We start from the raw sequence: 15,220 nt of genomic DNA on the forward strand, positions 1-15,220 counted from the left end.
CTTCAGAGGCTAGAGCCCATGCCCGCGCAGATTGAAGCCTTCCTCGACCCCGCCTCCTCGACCTACAGTTACGTGGTCTATGAAGAGGCTGGCGGGCAATGCGCAATCGTTGACCCGGTGCTCGATTACGACCCCGCCGCCGGGCGCAGCACCACGGTTCAGGCTGATCGTTTGATCGCATTCGTGCGCGAAAACCAGCTGCAAGTGCAATGGCTGCTGGAGACCCACGCCCACGCCGATCACCTCTCCGCCGCGCCTTATCTGCGTCGCGAGTTGGGCGGCAAGATTGCGATTGGCCAGTCGATCAGCAAGGTTCAGGACGTGTTCAAAACCCTGTTCAATCTGGAACCGGAATTTCGCATCGACGGTTCCCAGTTCGACCATCTGTTCGCGCCGAACGAGTCGTTTCGCATCGGTAACCTCAAAGCCACCGCGCTGCACGTCCCCGGCCACACGCCGGCCGACATGGCTTATCTGATCGACAGCGACGTGATTCTGGTCGGCGACACGCTGTTCATGCCCGACGTCGGCACCGCGCGTTGCGACTTTCCCGGCGGCGATGCGCGGCAGATGTTTGCCTCGATCCACAAGCTGCTGGTGTTCCCGGCCGGCGTGCGGCTTTTCGTCTGTCACGACTACCCGCCCGAGGGCCGCGCACCGCACTGCGAAACCACAGTGGGTGAGCAGCGCCAGAGCAATATTCACGTGCATGACGGTGTCGATGAAGCGGCGTTTGTCGCGATGCGCACCCAGCGCGATGCCGGGCTGGGCATGCCGAATTTGTTGCTGCCGGCGATTCAGGTAAATGTGCGGGCGGGGAACTTGCCCCCGGCTGAGGACAACGGCGTGACCTACCTGAAGATCCCGCTGAACAAACTCTGACGCTCAATCGTTGCAACGCTTTGCGTGGCAACGATCAGCCTCAACTGCCAAGGGTCAACCCGTTCGCCGGCAGCGGCAGCGCAGTTTTGTAACGCACCTGCTTCAAGGCAAAACTCGAACGAATATTCGCGACACCGGGGACTTTGGTCAGGAAATCCATCATGAAGCGCTCCAGCGACTGAATCGTCGGCACCAGCACACGGATCAGATAATCCGGATCGCCCGCCATCAGATAACACTCCATCACTTCCGGGCGATCCGAAATCGCCTCTTCGAAATGCGCCAGCGCTTCTTCGACCTGCTTCTCTAGGCTGACATGAATGAACACATTCACATGCAGCCCGAGCAAATCAGCATCCAGTAGCGTGACCTGCTCGCGTATCAGGCCCAATTCTTCCATTGCCTTGACCCGGTTGAAGCACGGCGTAGGCGACAGGTTGACCGAGCGTGCGAGGTCAGCATTGGTGATGCGGGCGTTCTCCTGAAGGCTGTTGAGAATGCCGATATCGGTACGATCCAATTTGCGCATGAGACAAAACCACCTGTTATTTTTGTTAATGCAGATTTTTTATCCCCAAATGACCGACAACGCAACGAAACAGAGATAAATATTCTCCCGCGCCGAGCCTATGATGTTTGTAGGACAAGATTTCCACTCACCGTGGAATGACCGTCAGCTCACTACAAAAAATTCACAAGATCGAGCGTAGAAGCCATGAACCAAGCGTACGAACCGCTGCGCCTGCACGTTCCCGAACCATCGGGGCGTCCCGGCTGCAAGACCGACTTTTCCTACCTGCGTCTGACCGACGCCGGCACGGTGCGCAAACCCCCAATCGACGTTGAACCGGCGGACACCGCAGACTTGGCCAAAGGCCTGATCCGCGTGCTCGACGATCAGGGCAACGCGCTCGGCCCATGGGGCGAAGGCGTGCCGGCGGAAATCCTCCGCAAAGGCATGCGCGCCATGCTCAAGACGCGAATTTTCGACAACCGCATGGTGGTCGCCCAGCGTCAGAAAAAAATGTCGTTCTACATGCAAAGCCTCGGCGAAGAAGCCATCGGCAGCGCTCAGGCCCTGGCCCTGAACATCGACGACATGTGCTTTCCGACCTATCGTCAGCAAAGCATCCTGATGGCCCGCGAAGTACCGCTGGTCGACCTGATCTGCCAACTGCTGTCCAACGAGCGCGATCCGCTCAAGGGCCGTCAGTTGCCGATCATGTATTCGGTTCGTGATCACGGCTTCTTCACCATCTCCGGCAACCTCGCCACACAATTCGTGCAGGGCGTGGGCTGGGGCATGGCTTCGGCGATCAAGGGCGACACCAAAATCGCCTCGGCGTGGATCGGCGACGGCGCCACCGCTGAATCGGACTTCCACACCGCCCTCACCTTCGCCCACGTCTACCGCGCGCCGGTGATCCTCAACGTGGTCAACAACCAGTGGGCGATCTCGACGTTCCAGGCGATTGCCGGTGGTGAAGCCACTACCTTCGCCGGTCGTGGCGTCGGTTGCGGCATCGCTTCGCTGCGCGTCGATGGCAACGATTTTGTCGCGGTTTACGCCGCCTCTGCTTGGGCCGCCGAACGCGCCCGGCGCAACCTCGGGCCGACCATGATCGAGTGGGTCACCTACCGCGCCGGTCCACACTCGACTTCCGATGATCCTTCGAAATACCGTCCCGCCGATGACTGGAGCCACTTCCCGTTGGGCGACCCGATCGTGCGCCTCAAGCAGCACCTGGTGAAAATCGGCCAGTGGTCCGAAGAGGAACACACCGCCGTCAGCGCTGAGCTGGAAGCCGAAGTCATCGCCGCGCAGAAAGAAGCCGAGCAGTACGGCACCCTCGCCGGTGGCCAGACGCCTAGCGCCGCGACCATGTTCGAGGACGTCTACAAAGAGATGCCGGAGCACTTGAAGCGCCAGCGTCAAGAGTTGGGGATCTGACATGAACGATCACAACAACCAAATCGAGTTGGAAACCGCCATGACCACAACCACCATGACCATGATCCAGGCCCTGCGCTCGGCCATGGACGTGATGCTTGAGCGCGACGATAACGTCGTGGTATTCGGCCAGGACGTGGGCTATTTCGGCGGCGTGTTCCGTTGCACCGAAGGCCTGCAGAACAAGTACGGCACCTCGCGCGTGTTCGATGCGCCGATTTCCGAAAGCGGCATCGTCGGCGTCGCCGTCGGTATGGGCGCCTACGGTTTGCGCCCGGTGGCCGAGATTCAGTTCGCCGACTACGTCTACCCGGCGTCCGACCAGATCATTTCCGAAGCCGCGCGTCTGCGTTATCGCTCGGCCGGCGAGTTCACCGCACCGATGACCCTGCGCATGCCTTGCGGCGGCGGCATTTATGGCGGCCAGACCCACAGCCAAAGTATCGAGGCGATGTTCACCCAGGTCTGCGGCCTGCGCACGGTGATGCCGTCCAACCCTTACGACGCCAAAGGCTTGCTGATCGCCTCCATCGAAAACGATGACCCGGTGATCTTCCTTGAGCCAAAACGCCTGTACAACGGCCCGTTCGACGGCCACCACGACCGCCCGGTAACGCCGTGGTCAAAACACCCTGCCGCACAAGTGCCGGACGGTTATTACACCGTGCCGCTGGACGTCGCCGCCATTGCCCGCCCGGGCAAGGAAGTGACGATTCTGACTTACGGCACCACGGTTTATGTCTCGCAAGTCGCCGCCGAAGAAAGCGGCGTCGATGCCGAAGTCATCGACCTGCGCAGCCTGTGGCCGCTGGACCTTGAAACCATCGTCAAATCGGTGAAGAAAACCGGCCGTTGCGTGATCGTTCACGAAGCCACGCGCACCTGCGGTTTTGGCGCCGAACTGGTCGCGCTGGTGCAAGAGCATTGCTTCCACTACCTGGAAGCGCCAATCGAACGCGTCACTGGTTGGGACACCCCCTACCCGCACGCGCAAGAGTGGGCGTATTTCCCAGGGCCGTCCCGAGTGGGCGCGGCGTTGAAACGGGTCATGGAGGTCTGAATGGGCACGCACGTTATTAAAATGCCGGACATTGGCGAAGGCATTGCCGAAGTCGAATTGTCGGTGTGGCACGTCAAAGTCGGCGACATGGTCGTCGAAGATCAGGTCCTGGCCGACGTCATGACCGACAAAGCGATGGTCGATATTCCATCGCCGGTACACGGCAAAGTCATTTCGCTGGGCGGCCAGCCGGGCGAAGTGATGGCGGTTGGCAGCATTCTGATCAGCATCGAAGTGGAAGGCGCGGGCAACTATAAAGAGCCGGCGCATAAAGAGTCGGCCCAGCCGATTGCTGCGGCTAAAGAAGCGCCAGTTGCAGCGCCGACCAAAGTCGAACCCGTCGTTGAAAGCAAACCGGCCGCGTCTGCGCGCCCAGCCGCTGTGTGCCAAGGCCCGATGGTCGGCCGTGAAGCCGATGAGCGCCCACTGGCCTCGCCGGCCGTGCGCAAACATGCGCTCGACCTTGGGATTCAGTTGCGTCTGGTGCGTGGCACTGGCCCGGCCGGCCGCGTATTGCACGAAGACCTCGACGCCTACCTGGCGCAAGGTCAGACGAACGCTTCGACCGCCCCCGCTGCTTACGCCCAGCGTACCGACGAGCAGCAAATCCCGGTGATCGGCATGCGCCGCAAGATCGCCCAGCGCATGCAGGACGCCACTCAGCGCGCCGCCCACTTCAGCTACGTCGAGGAAATCGACGTGACCGCCGTGGAAGAACTGCGCGCGCACCTCAACGAGAAACACGGCGCAACACGCGGCAAGTTGACCTTGCTGCCGTTCCTGGTCCGCGCGCTGGTCGTCGCCCTGCGCGACTTCCCGCAGATCAACGCCCGTTACGACGACGAAGCGCAAGTCATCACCCGCCTCGGTGCGGTGCATGTCGGCGTCGCCACGCAAAGCGATATTGGCTTGATGGTGCCGGTGGTGCGTCACGCCGAGGCTCGCAGCTTGTGGGACAGCGCTGCGGAAATCTCCCGTTTGGCCAGCGCCGCGCGCAATGGCAAGGCCAGCCGCGATGAGCTGTCAGGCTCAAGCATCACCTTGACCAGCCTCGGCGCATTGGGCGGGATCGTCAGCACGCCGGTGCTGAACCTGCCGGAAGTGGCGATCGTCGGCGTCAACAAAATCGTCGAACGGCCGATGGTGGTCAAAGGCCAGATCGTCATTCGCAAGATGATGAACCTCTCCAGTTCCTTCGATCACCGCGTGGTCGATGGCATGGACGCGGCGCAATTCATCCAGGCCATTCGTGGCTTGCTCGAACAACCCGCCACCCTGTTTGTGGATGCGTTTTGACTGGAGCAGTTATGCAACAGACTTTGAACACCACGCTGCTGATTATCGGCGGCGGCCCTGGCGGTTATGTGACGGCGATTCGTGCCGGTCAACTGGGCATCTCTACCATTCTGGTGGAAGGCCAATCGTTGGGCGGAACGTGCCTGAACATCGGCTGCATTCCCTCGAAAGCGCTGATTCACGTCGCCGAGCAGTTTCATCAGACCCAGCATCACAGCCAACATTCAGCGCTGGGCATCAGCGTTTCCGCGCCGACCCTCGACATCAGCAAAAGTGTCGAGTGGAAGGACGGCATCGTTGATCGCCTGACCACTGGCGTCGCGGCATTGCTGAAGAAACACAAGGTCCAGGTCATTCAAGGCTGGGCCAACGTGGTCGACGGCAAGACCGTTGACGTCGGCGATACGCGGATCCAGTGCGAGCATCTGGTGCTGGCGACCGGTTCGAAAAGCGTCAACCTGCCGATGCTGCCAATTGGCGGCCCGATCATCTCCTCCACCGAAGCCGTGGCGCCGAAAACTGTGCCCAAGCGGTTGATCGTGGTAGGCGGCGGCTACATCGGCCTGGAGCTGGGCATCGCCTATCGCAAACTCGGCGCCGAGGTCAGCGTGGTCGAAGCGCAGGATCGAATCCTGCCAGCCTACGACGCCGAATTGACGCAGCCAGTCAATGAGGCACTGAAGCAACTCGGGATAAAGCTTTACTTGAAGCACAGCGTGCAAGGCTTTGATTCTTCAAGCAATATGCTTCAGGTGTTGGACCCGAACGGCGACACGTTGAACCTGGAAACTGATCAGGTACTGGTGGCGGTCGGGCGCAAACCGAACACGCAGGGCTGGAACCTTGAAGCGTTGAATCTGGCGATGAACGGCTCGTCGATCAAGATCGATAACCGCTGCCAGACCAGCATGCGCAACGTCTACGCCATCGGCGACCTCAGCGGCGAACCGATGCTCGCGCACCGCGCAATGGCACAGGGCGAAATGGTTGCCGAGTTGATCAGCGGTAAATCCCGCGAGTTCAACCCGACGGCGATTGCGGCGGTGTGCTTTACCGATCCGGAATTGGTGGTGGTCGGCAAGACGCCGGACGACGCCAAAGCTGCGGGCCTGGACTGCATCGTCTCGAGTTTCCCGTTCGCCGCGAATGGCCGGGCGATGACCCTGGAATCGAAAAGCGGCTTCGTGCGCGTGGTCGCTCGTCGGGACAATCATCTGATTGTCGGTTGGCAAGCGGTAGGCGTGGGCGTTTCGGAGCTGTCGACCGCGTTCGGCCAGAGCCTGGAAATGGGCGCCCGACTGGAAGACATCGCCGGCACCATCCACGCCCATCCGACGCTGGGCGAAGCGGTGCAGGAAGCGGCGTTGCGTGCGCTGGGGCACGCGCTGCATCTGTAACCCGGGGGATTGATGGGGTCAGTGATGGCCTCATCGCGAGCAAGCTCGCTCCCACAGGGGATTTGTGGTGTTTGTAGATGTCAAGACAGACCGGGATCAAATGGGGGAGCGAGCTTGCTCGCGATTTTCGCAGGCGACTCGATTTATCTGCCAATCACCCAATAGTCCGGGCTGCGATTTAGGCCCGGAATGAAGTATTGTTGTCCCCATCCAAAAAAACGTCAGAAGCCTTGAACCGTTTCGACGGTTGTTCAGTGATAGAGGGTGTCATGGGTAACGAAAGCATCAATTGGGACAAGCTGGGTTTTGATTACATCAAGACCGACAAACGCTATCTGTCGTACTGGCGCAATGGCGAGTGGGACGCAGGCACCCTGACCGAAGATAACGTGCTGCACATCAGCGAAGGCTCGACTGCCCTTCACTATGGCCAGCAATGCTTCGAAGGCATGAAGGCTTATCGTTGCAAGGACGGCTCGATCAACCTGTTCCGTCCTGATCAGAATGCCCTGCGCATGCAACGCAGCTGCGCGCGCCTGCTGATGCCGTTCGTCGAAACCGAGCAGTTCATCGAAGCCTGCAAAGCCGTGGTGCGCGCCAACGAGCGTTTCATTCCGCCTTACGGCACCGGCGGCGCGCTGTACCTGCGTCCGTTTGTGATCGGCGTCGGTGACAACATCGGCGTGCGCACTGCGCCCGAGTTCATCTTCTCGATCTTCGCAATCCCGGTCGGCGCCTACTTCAAGGGCGGCCTGACCCCGCACAACTTCCTGATTTCCAGCTTCGACCGCGCGGCCCCACAAGGCACCGGCGCGGCCAAGGTCGGTGGCAACTATGCCGCGAGCCTGATGCCTGGTTCGCAAGCCAAGAAAGCCAACTTCGCCGACTGCATCTACCTCGACCCGATGACCCACTCGAAAATCGAAGAAGTCGGCTCGGCCAACTTCTTCGGTATCACCCACGACGACAAATTCATCACGCCGAAGTCGCCTTCGGTGCTGCCGGGTATCACCCGTCTGTCGTTGATCGAGCTGGCGAAATCGCGTCTCGGTCTGGAAGTGATCGAAGGTGACGTATTCATCGACAAGCTCTCGGACTTCAAAGAGGCCGGCGCTTGCGGTACGGCTGCCGTGATCACCCCGATCGGCGGCATCAGCTACAACGACAAACTGCACGTGTTCCACAGCGAAACCGAAGTCGGCCCGGTCACCCAGAAGCTCTACAAAGAGCTGACCTGTGTGCAAACCGGCGACGTCGAAGCGCCAGCGGGCTGGATCGTCAAGGTTTGATCTGACGCCAGCTACCAAAAGCCCCTCATTGCTTTGGTGATGAGGGGCTTTTTTATGCGTGCTGAAAACTGCTTTTCCGTAGGAGCGAGGCTTGCCCGCGAAAGCGCTGTATCAGTCAAATAGATGTTGGCTGTGCCGGCGCCTTCGCGGGCAAGCCTCGCTCCTACGGTAAGTCGTTACTCCGAATTCACCGCAGAACCGCGCTCGCCATCGCCCAGCGCAATGCGTTTACCGCCCCTGCCCTTGATGCTGCTGGCCTGCCCGTCCTGCTGCTTGCCGGTTCGTGCCTGAGTGATCAGCCCGGGAATCAACGCGCCTTCCGGCAGATTCTTCCAGAACCGCGCCGGCAAATGGCCCTGCATGACCTTCGGGTTCAGCCGCGCCGGGTTGAAGATGTGGCTGTAATAAGTCAGCCACATGTCGCCGTGCGGATCGTCGACGTTCTGCGCCAGTTTTTGCCATTCAATCGGGCACTGACGTTCGTGGATCAACTGTTCGCCGTCGTAATAAACCCCGTCGCGTGGCGTGGCGATCAACCAGCGATGGCGGCCCATACGACCGATGAAGTGCTCACTCGCGCTGTGCAGAATGTCGTGGGCTGCTTCGTGCCACGCCACGTATTGCGGACCTTCGACGTTTGGCGGCCGCTCGACGAAACGCACGAACGCGTGCAGGTGATGGGCCTCGCGCTGCACTTGCTTGATCCGCCGCTGCAATTCGCTGCCAAGCTTGTCGCCGGCAAGCATCGCCGTGCGATCGCCATGGCTGACTCGCCACAACACTTCGTAAAGCAGGCTCCAGCGCTGATCACCGCGATAGCGTGAGGCGCTTTCGAGAATGCCCAGCAGCGCCATGGGAATACGCGCCTGGAACGGCCCTTGGCCCTCGGGCGGCGAATCATCGCTGGCGAACAGGTCGGCAACACCTTCCGACGCCCAACTGACCAGACTCGGATCAACCTCATGGCTGAGCAACCAGCGCGCCTGCTGGCGCCAGAGGTCGAAGAGGTCGTCGCAATCGAGGTTGATCATCCCCACAAGCCCATTTGTTGCGGCTGCGGCCGGTCACGCAGTTGCTGATAAAGCAAATGGCTGGTGACTTCCGACTGCTGCGGGTGGTAATCGCTGGTGATGAAGAACGGTTTGGCTTTGGCCAACACGCAACGCATGCGCGCCAGGTCTTCATATCGAATACGCCGCTGGCGGCGCAGCTCCACCAACCGCTCGGTGGTGCGCAAGCCAATCCCCGGAATACGCGCGATCAACGAGGCTTCGGCGCGATTCAGGTCCAGCGGAAATACCTCGCGATTCTCCAGCGCCCAAGCCAGTTTCGGGTCAATGTCCAGCGCCAGATGCCCCGGCCCCTTGAACAGCTCACCAGCGGTAAAGCCATAGCTGCGCAGGAGAAAATCCGCTTGGTACAAACGGTGTTCACGCATCAGCGGCGGCGCCGCGAGCGGCACACTTTTCGGGCTGTTCGGGATCGGACTGAACGCCGAGTAGTAAACCCGCCGCAGCTTGAAGTTGCCGTAAAGTGCCTGGGCGCCGTGCAGAATAGTGCTGTCATCGGTGTCGTCGGCGCCGACAATCATCTGCGTGCTCTGCCCGGCCGGGGCAAACTTCGGTGCGCGAGGCTCGTTCAGCACAGTCTGCTCGCCGGTGTAGATGGTCTGCATCGCTTGTTTGATCGAGCCCAGTTGTTTCTCCGGCGCCAGGGTTTGCAGGCTGGCATCGGTGGGCAATTCGATGTTGACGCTGAGGCGATCGGCATAACGCCCCGCTTCTGCAATCAATGCTGGATCGGCTTCGGGAATCGTCTTCAAATGAATGTAGCCACGGAACTCGTGCTCTTCGCGCAACAGTTTGGCTACGCGGATCAGTTGTTCCATGGTGTAGTCGGCGGAACGAATGATCCCTGAACTGAGGAACAATCCGCTGACGCAATTGCGCCGGTAGAAATCCATGGTCAGCGTCACCACTTCTTCTGGCGTGAACCGCGCCCGAGGTACATCGCTAGAGCGGCGATTAACGCAGTATTGGCAGTCGTAGAGACAGAAATTGGTCAGGAGGATTTTCAGCAGCGACACGCAGCGCCCGTCCGGCGTGTAGCTGTGGCAAATGCCCATGCCATCGGTGGAACCCAGCCCGCTCTTGCCTTCGGAGCTGCGCTTGGGCGCGCCACTGCTGGCGCAAGACGCGTCGTACTTGGCGGCGTCGGCGAGAATGCTGAGCTTGTCGATGAGTTCCATGAGGAGAGCCTTTTACTGTTCAGATATACAGTATAGACTCGGCTCCCGACGCACAACCCGGCAACAGACCCTTCCGTCGGACCGGATGAAATCGGCGCATGGACCGATTCCTCACTAAACTAGCCGCGTGTGAATGCCCCCGACAGGTATTAAGACCATGAACAAATTCTGGCGAAAGTATCTGGCCTTGCTGGACACCGACTTCACCACGCAGGTGTTCGACAACATCAAGAACCTGCTGGTCTGCGCGTTATTGTTCGCGGCGGGCACCAATGCCCTCGACAGTAGCCATCACCTATATATGGGGCTGCTGGCCGCGGATCTGGCCGGTTGGGCGCTGATCGGCTTGTCGGCAGTGTTGATGCTGCTCAACGTCAGCGATGGCATGCGGCGATTGTCGCGGTTGCCCTACCACACGGCGTTTCAGGTGATTTTGTTTCTGATTTATCTGGTGTTGGCGATTCGCGTGGTGGAAATAGTCTGGGATTTTCGGGCGTAGGACAGCGTTTGTTCCGCTTCAGGCATGTGCGCGCAAACCGTCGGCGCTGACCGCGCAAGTCCGCTACTTGGCAACACTTTCTCCTCCACGAACAAGGCTGCGGCCCATGGACCCGATCATCGCTGCGACTCACGCCGATCCTTATCCGTATTACGCGCAACTGCGCGCCGCGGGTGGACTGGTTTTTCATCAGCAATTGCAGCTTTGGGTCGCGAGCAGCGCCGCCGCCGTCGCCGCGGTGCTGGCGCATCCCGACTGCCACGTGCGCCCGTTCGCCGAGCCGGTGCCCAAGGCGATTGCCGATGGCGAGGCCGGTGAAGTGTTCGGTCGGCTGATGCGAATGAATGACGGCCCGCGCCAGCAATGTCCGCGCGCGGCAGTCGAGCCGGGCCTGGCGATGATTGATCAGGACGAAGTACGCGCGCTGGTTCGCGCACGACTGCTCACTGCGGACGCCGACGGCCTGAACAAAGCGATGCTGCGTGACCCGGTGTGCGTGGTCGCAGCGCTGCTCGGATTTACCCCCGATCAGGGACGGATGATCAGCGATTTGACAGCCGACTTCGTCGCTTGCCTGTCACCGCTGAGCACGACGGCGCAACTGGCGGCGGCGCATTCGGCGACTGAACAGTTGCGCGGGTATTTCATAGAGTTGCTTGAAATTCCGGGCGTGCACAGCTCACTGCTAACGGGCATCAGGCAGCGGGCCGGCGATCTGGATCGAGAGACACTGATCGCTAACTTGATCGGGCTCTGTTCGCAAACCTGCGAGGCGACGGCCGGGTTGATTGGCAATGCGTTGGTGACATTGATTCAAAACCCGCCGTTGCCGGGTGGCGCCGACGAATTTCTAGCCGAAGTCCAACGTTTCGATCCGCCAGTGCAAAACACTCGTCGATTCGTCGCTGCGGCGTGTGAAATTGACCGCGTCAGCCTGGCGCGCGGGGACACGATTCTTTTGTTGCTAGCCTCCGCCAATCGCGACCCGTTGCTCAATGAACAGCCCGACACGTTCCTGATCGACCGCCCGAACCGTCGCAGCTTTAGCTTCGGCGCAGGTCGGCATCAATGTCCCGGGCAATTGCTGGCGCTGACGATTGCGAGTGCCACCCTGACGCAGATTTTGGCGATGAAGCCAGCGTTGGAGCGGTTGTCATGGGTTTATCGCCCTTCGCTGAACGGGCGGATTCCGGTTTTCCATTGGTTTGAATGAGCAAGACAGAATCTGGGCTCAAGACCTGTGTCTGAAATACATCAACAATGACGTCGAATCTGTCGCGACTTCCGCCATCGCTGCGCTCGGTCATATAGCCCGTAGTCATGGTGAACTGGGTATGAAAGCAGTGACACCTCTTCAGCCAGCGGGGTTTGGTCATTCACGCCACCACCGATCAATCATCGCGCGTCAGCACTTCCAGCAATTCAATCTCGAAAATCAGGTTCGAATTCGGTGTGATTGCGCCCATGCTGCGCTCGCCGTAAGCCAGATGTGCCGGCACCAGCAGCTTGCGTTTGCCGCCGACCTGCATGCCCATGATTCCCTGGTCCCAGCCCTTGATCACGCGCCCGGTGCCGATCACGCACTGAAAGGGCTTGCCGCGACTGTAGGAAGAATCGAACTCGGTTCCGTCCTCCAGCCATCCACGGTATTGCGTGGTGATCAAAGCGCCTTTTACCGCAGCCTTGCCATCACCCGATTCGAGATCGATTACCTGAAGTTCTTCGTTCATTGCCCGCACTCATCTGTTCTGTTTTGTTCATTAGCCGCAAGGGCTGAATGGGCGCCGTTTTCCCAGAATTTTGCGGAGTTGGCAACTGTCTTGAGGAGTGGTTTCTGTGAAGGAAGTCTGCGCGCCGAGCCGAGCGATGGGAAACGACTGCCCGGCGCGCGCTAACGGTCAGCGTCAAGCGTGCGCCGAAACAATTGATTCAGGGGCTAACGCTCAACCGGCCGAATATCCACAATCGTCCCGTTGGTGATCATCACCATCATGTACTTGTCATTGATCTGCACCCACTGCGAATCAGCCTTCGGCGATTGCAGACCTTTTTCTTTCCAGTTTTTCAGGGCTTTTTCGCTGCGCTGGTAGATGTCCGGGGCACGGTCACCGACTTCCAGGGTGCGTTTGTTGTTGACCCCGGGCTGCACGGTTTTTTGCGGATTGTCCGCCGCTTGAACGATTGGAGTGGCTGCGGCGAAGCCTGCGACGAGGGCGAGGCTGGCGATAAGGGTTTTGCTTGTCATCGGTAAACCTCTGGGATGTCTGGGTACTGAAGTTCGGACTGCGCGCGCGGCAAATCATTCCTTGCTGCGGTGATCAAATTTGCCAGAACAATACGCTTGGCCGCTCAACGCATGACCAGACATTGATCCGCTTCACGCATCAATACATGCCAACAATGCAATTAACATATCGATGGCCCTGCTCCACTATCCGCCCCAATAAGAACCGTGCGCCGCTGCAACGAGGCGCACGTCATAAAAGCGGTGGAGACACATCAAATGACTGCAGCAATTCCTTCCGGTGGTTCGCGAGCCGGGGCGATCTTCCGAGTGACCTCGGGCAACTTCCTCGAACAATTCGACTTCTTCCTTTTCGGCTTCTACGCCACGCAGATCGCGGCTGTGTTCTTCCCGGCCAGCAGCGAATTCGCCTCCCTGATGATGACCTTTGCGGTGTTCGGCGCCGGGTTCCTGATGCGGCCATTGGGCGCCGTGGTGCTCGGTGCGTATATCGACGATGTCGGGCGGCGCAAGGGTTTGATCGTGACGTTGTCGATCATGGCCAGCGGCACCATTTTGATTGTGCTGGTGCCCGGTTACGAGAGCATCGGCCTGTTTGCCCCGGCGATTGTGTTGATCGGCCGCCTGCTTCAGGGCTTCTCGGCGGGCGCGGAAATGGGCGGTGTGTCGGTGTATCTGTCGGAGATCGCGACACCGGGCAATAAGGGCTTTTTCACCAGTTGGCAGTCGGCCAGTCAGCAAGTGGCGATCATTGTCGCCGCAGGGTTGGGCTATGGGCTGAACCAGTGGATGGCGCCGGCGATGATTGCCGATTGGGGCTGGCGGATTCCGTTTTTTGTCGGTTGCCTGATCGTCCCGTTCATCTTCTTCCTGCGCCGTAACCTGGAAGAAACCGAGGAGTTTGCCGCGCGCAAACACCGCCCAAGCATGGGCGAGGTGTTTCGCACGCTGGCGCAGAATTGGGTGATTGTGTTTGCCGGGATGATGATGGTCGCCCTGACCACCACCGCGTTTTACCTGATCACCGTGTACGCGCCGACCTTCGGCAAAACCGTGCTGCACCTGAGCACCGCCGATGCGTTGCTGGTGACGTTGCTGGTGGGGGTTTCGAACTTTTTCTGGTTGCCGATTGGCGGCGCGTTGTCCGACCGCATCGGCCGGCGTCCGGTGCTGATCGCCATGGCGCTGCTGACCCTGGCCACGGCTTATCCGGCGCTGACGTACCTGGTCAACGCGCCGAGTTTCCTCAACATGCTGCTGGTGTTGCTGTGGTTGTCGTTCATCTACGGCTTGTACAACGGCGCGATGATTGCCGCCCTCACCGAAATCATGCCGGTAGAGGTGCGGGTCGCCGGTTTTTCCCTGGCGTACAGCCTAGCCACGGCGGTGTTCGGTGGTTTCACCCCGGCCATGTCGACGTTGCTGATCGAGTACACCGGCGACAAAGCCGCGCCCGGTTACTGGATGAGTTTCGCCGCACTCTGCGCGTTGTGCGCGACGCTGTTTCTGTATCGCCGTTCGACTGGTCGCCTGCAATCGGCTCTTTCGCAATCCTGACTTTTTGAGAATCAACTGATGAAAAAACTATTCAACTTCGCCGCGCTGGCCCTGGTCGCCAGCCTTGGATTGAGCAGCGTTGCCCAGGCTGAAGAGCTGCGGGTGATGACCTCGGGCGGGTTTACCGCGGCCTACAAAATTCTCGGCCCGGAATTCGCTGCGGCCACCGGCCACACTTTGGACACAGCGCTTGGGCCGTCGATGGGCAAGGCACCCGAGGCGATCCCCAATCGTCTGGCGCGCGGCGAAAAGGCTGATGTGGTGATCATGGTCGGTTACGCGTTGGATGAGCTGATCAAACAAGGCAAGGTCGACCCGGCCTCGCGAGTCGAACTGGCGGATTCGCGGATCGGTCTGGTGGTGCGTAACGGCGCGGCGAAACCCGACATCAGTTCCGAAGCGGCGTTGAAAAAGACCCTGCTTGACGCGCAATCGGTGGCGTATTCCGATAGCGCCAGCGGTGTCTACATCGAGCAGCAACTGTTCAAGCGCCTGGGCATCGAGGACCAACTCAAACCCAAATCGAAGATGATCGCGAAGATTCCGGTCGGCTCGGTGGTTGCCACGGGCGACTATCAATTGGGTTTCCAGCAGGTCAGCGAATTGCTGCCAGTACCCGGTGTGAGTTTTGTCGCAAAGATTCCGGAATCGATGCAGTCGGTGACGCGTTTCGCTGCGGGCATTCCGGTCGGCGCGCAACATCCGGCGCAAGCCAAGGCCTTGCTGAGCTTCCTGGCCTCCCCGGCCGTTCAGCCGCAAGTGCAGAGCACCGGGCTGGATTCGGTCAGTCGTTAAC

At 59.9% G+C, this 15,220-nt stretch carries 15 protein-coding genes; 10 read left to right on the forward strand and 5 right to left on the reverse strand.

Going from position 1 to position 15,220, the window contains the following annotated elements:
• Window positions 1–18 precede the first annotated feature (18 nt).
• Window positions 19–882 carry an MBL fold metallo-hydrolase gene (locus BLU01_RS01155; RefSeq protein WP_092269676.1) on the forward strand — a complete coding sequence of 288 codons (864 nt, stop codon included), beginning with the start codon at window positions 19–21 and terminating at the stop codon, window positions 880–882.
• 40 nt (window positions 883–922) lie between these two features.
• On the opposite strand, the gene bkdR is transcribed toward BLU01_RS01155, so the two are convergent.
• Complete coding sequence (bkdR, locus tag BLU01_RS01160; protein WP_092269679.1) at window positions 923–1,411, reverse strand: Bkd operon transcriptional regulator BkdR; 489 nt, start codon at window positions 1,409–1,411, stop codon at window positions 923–925.
• Window positions 1,412–1,597: 186 nt separating this feature from the next.
• On the opposite strand from bkdR, the gene BLU01_RS01165 reads away from it, so the two are divergent.
• The 5 genes from BLU01_RS01165 (at window position 1,598) to BLU01_RS01185 (ending at window position 7,875) form a co-directional block, all read left to right on the forward strand.
• Entirely contained in the window at window positions 1,598–2,833 is a 1,236-nt protein-coding gene (locus BLU01_RS01165) for a 3-methyl-2-oxobutanoate dehydrogenase (2-methylpropanoyl-transferring) subunit alpha (protein ID WP_092269682.1), read from the forward strand.
• 1 nt (window position 2,834) lies between these two features.
• Entirely contained in the window at window positions 2,835–3,893 is a 1,059-nt protein-coding gene (locus tag BLU01_RS01170; RefSeq protein ID WP_092269685.1) for an alpha-ketoacid dehydrogenase subunit beta, read from the forward strand.
• Window positions 3,894–5,189 (forward strand): dihydrolipoamide acetyltransferase family protein, encoded by a 1,296-nt coding sequence (locus tag BLU01_RS01175; protein WP_092269687.1) that lies wholly within the window; start codon window positions 3,894–3,896, stop codon window positions 5,187–5,189. It abuts the gene before it with no gap.
• A gap of 11 nt (window positions 5,190–5,200) precedes the next feature.
• The gene (gene lpdA / locus BLU01_RS01180) at window positions 5,201–6,586 is read left to right on the forward strand and encodes a dihydrolipoyl dehydrogenase (protein ID WP_092269690.1); all 1,386 of its coding nucleotides are present in this window, start codon (window positions 5,201–5,203) and stop codon (window positions 6,584–6,586) included.
• Window positions 6,587–6,855: 269 nt separating this feature from the next.
• On the forward strand, window positions 6,856–7,875 hold the full coding sequence (locus tag BLU01_RS01185; RefSeq protein ID WP_092269693.1) for a branched-chain amino acid aminotransferase: 1,020 nt from the start codon (window positions 6,856–6,858) through the stop codon (window positions 7,873–7,875).
• A 176-nt stretch (window positions 7,876–8,051) separates the two neighbouring features.
• Here the strand turns inward: BLU01_RS01185 and BLU01_RS01190 are convergent, their stop codons facing one another.
• Together BLU01_RS01190 and BLU01_RS01195 are read right to left on the reverse strand one after the other, a co-directional pair.
• The gene (locus BLU01_RS01190; RefSeq protein ID WP_092269696.1) at window positions 8,052–8,906 is read right to left on the reverse strand and encodes a TIGR03915 family putative DNA repair protein; all 855 of its coding nucleotides are present in this window, start codon (window positions 8,904–8,906) and stop codon (window positions 8,052–8,054) included.
• Entirely contained in the window at window positions 8,903–10,123 is a 1,221-nt protein-coding gene (locus tag BLU01_RS01195; RefSeq protein WP_092269698.1) for a putative DNA modification/repair radical SAM protein, read from the reverse strand. Before BLU01_RS01195 ends, BLU01_RS01190 begins: the two co-directional genes overlap by 4 nt.
• Before the next feature lie 157 nt (window positions 10,124–10,280).
• On the opposite strand from BLU01_RS01195, the gene BLU01_RS01200 reads away from it, so the two are divergent.
• Window positions 10,281–10,622, forward strand: a complete 342-nt coding sequence (locus tag BLU01_RS01200) for a hypothetical protein (protein ID WP_092269701.1) — start codon at window positions 10,281–10,283, stop codon at window positions 10,620–10,622.
• A gap of 106 nt (window positions 10,623–10,728) precedes the next feature.
• Window positions 10,729–11,835: a cytochrome P450 gene (locus BLU01_RS01205; RefSeq protein ID WP_092269704.1), complete on the forward strand. Its 1,107-nt coding sequence runs from the start codon at window positions 10,729–10,731 to the stop codon at window positions 11,833–11,835.
• Between the two features lie 178 nt (window positions 11,836–12,013).
• Here BLU01_RS01205 and BLU01_RS01210 read toward each other — a convergent pair whose 3' ends face one another.
• Window positions 12,014–12,352 (reverse strand): FKBP-type peptidyl-prolyl cis-trans isomerase, encoded by a 339-nt coding sequence (locus BLU01_RS01210; protein ID WP_092269707.1) that lies wholly within the window; start codon window positions 12,350–12,352, stop codon window positions 12,014–12,016.
• A gap of 206 nt (window positions 12,353–12,558) precedes the next feature.
• On the reverse strand, window positions 12,559–12,867 hold the full coding sequence (locus BLU01_RS01215) for an RcnB family protein (RefSeq protein ID WP_092269709.1): 309 nt from the start codon (window positions 12,865–12,867) through the stop codon (window positions 12,559–12,561).
• A gap of 258 nt (window positions 12,868–13,125) precedes the next feature.
• Here BLU01_RS01215 and tcuC point away from each other — a divergent pair, with 258 nt between their 5' ends.
• A complete protein-coding gene (tcuC, locus tag BLU01_RS01220; RefSeq protein WP_092269712.1) occupies window positions 13,126–14,424 on the forward strand; it encodes an MFS transporter in 1,299 nt (432 codons plus the stop codon).
• 18 nt (window positions 14,425–14,442) lie between these two features.
• Window positions 14,443–15,219: a substrate-binding domain-containing protein gene (locus BLU01_RS01225; protein ID WP_092269715.1), complete on the forward strand. Its 777-nt coding sequence runs from the start codon at window positions 14,443–14,445 to the stop codon at window positions 15,217–15,219.
• Window position 15,220 lies beyond the last annotated feature (1 nt).

Origin of the sequence: Pseudomonas prosekii (genome assembly GCF_900105155.1) — a bacterium.
Classification (GTDB): domain Bacteria; phylum Pseudomonadota; class Gammaproteobacteria; order Pseudomonadales; family Pseudomonadaceae; genus Aquipseudomonas; species Aquipseudomonas prosekii.

What these genes read in the sequence shown, in the direction of transcription:
- BLU01_RS01155 (WP_092269676.1), top strand. Translation starts at nt 19, where the DNA reads ATGCCCGCGCAGATTGAAGCCTTCCTCGACCCCGCCTCCTCGACCTAC.
- bkdR (WP_092269679.1), bottom strand. Translation starts at nt 1,411, where the DNA reads ATGCGCAAATTGGATCGTACCGATATCGGCATTCTCAACAGCCTTCAG.
- BLU01_RS01165 (WP_092269682.1), top strand. Translation starts at nt 1,598, where the DNA reads ATGAACCAAGCGTACGAACCGCTGCGCCTGCACGTTCCCGAACCATCG.
- BLU01_RS01170 (WP_092269685.1), top strand. Translation starts at nt 2,835, where the DNA reads ATGAACGATCACAACAACCAAATCGAGTTGGAAACCGCCATGACCACA.
- BLU01_RS01175 (WP_092269687.1), top strand. Translation starts at nt 3,894, where the DNA reads ATGGGCACGCACGTTATTAAAATGCCGGACATTGGCGAAGGCATTGCC.
- lpdA (WP_092269690.1), top strand. Translation starts at nt 5,201, where the DNA reads ATGCAACAGACTTTGAACACCACGCTGCTGATTATCGGCGGCGGCCCT.
- BLU01_RS01185 (WP_092269693.1), top strand. Translation starts at nt 6,856, where the DNA reads ATGGGTAACGAAAGCATCAATTGGGACAAGCTGGGTTTTGATTACATC.
- BLU01_RS01190 (WP_092269696.1), bottom strand. Translation starts at nt 8,906, where the DNA reads ATGATCAACCTCGATTGCGACGACCTCTTCGACCTCTGGCGCCAGCAG.
- BLU01_RS01195 (WP_092269698.1), bottom strand. Translation starts at nt 10,123, where the DNA reads ATGGAACTCATCGACAAGCTCAGCATTCTCGCCGACGCCGCCAAGTAC.
- BLU01_RS01200 (WP_092269701.1), top strand. Translation starts at nt 10,281, where the DNA reads ATGAACAAATTCTGGCGAAAGTATCTGGCCTTGCTGGACACCGACTTC.
- BLU01_RS01205 (WP_092269704.1), top strand. Translation starts at nt 10,729, where the DNA reads ATGGACCCGATCATCGCTGCGACTCACGCCGATCCTTATCCGTATTAC.
- BLU01_RS01210 (WP_092269707.1), bottom strand. Translation starts at nt 12,352, where the DNA reads ATGAACGAAGAACTTCAGGTAATCGATCTCGAATCGGGTGATGGCAAG.
- BLU01_RS01215 (WP_092269709.1), bottom strand. Translation starts at nt 12,867, where the DNA reads ATGACAAGCAAAACCCTTATCGCCAGCCTCGCCCTCGTCGCAGGCTTC.
- tcuC (WP_092269712.1), top strand. Translation starts at nt 13,126, where the DNA reads ATGACTGCAGCAATTCCTTCCGGTGGTTCGCGAGCCGGGGCGATCTTC.
- BLU01_RS01225 (WP_092269715.1), top strand. Translation starts at nt 14,443, where the DNA reads ATGAAAAAACTATTCAACTTCGCCGCGCTGGCCCTGGTCGCCAGCCTT.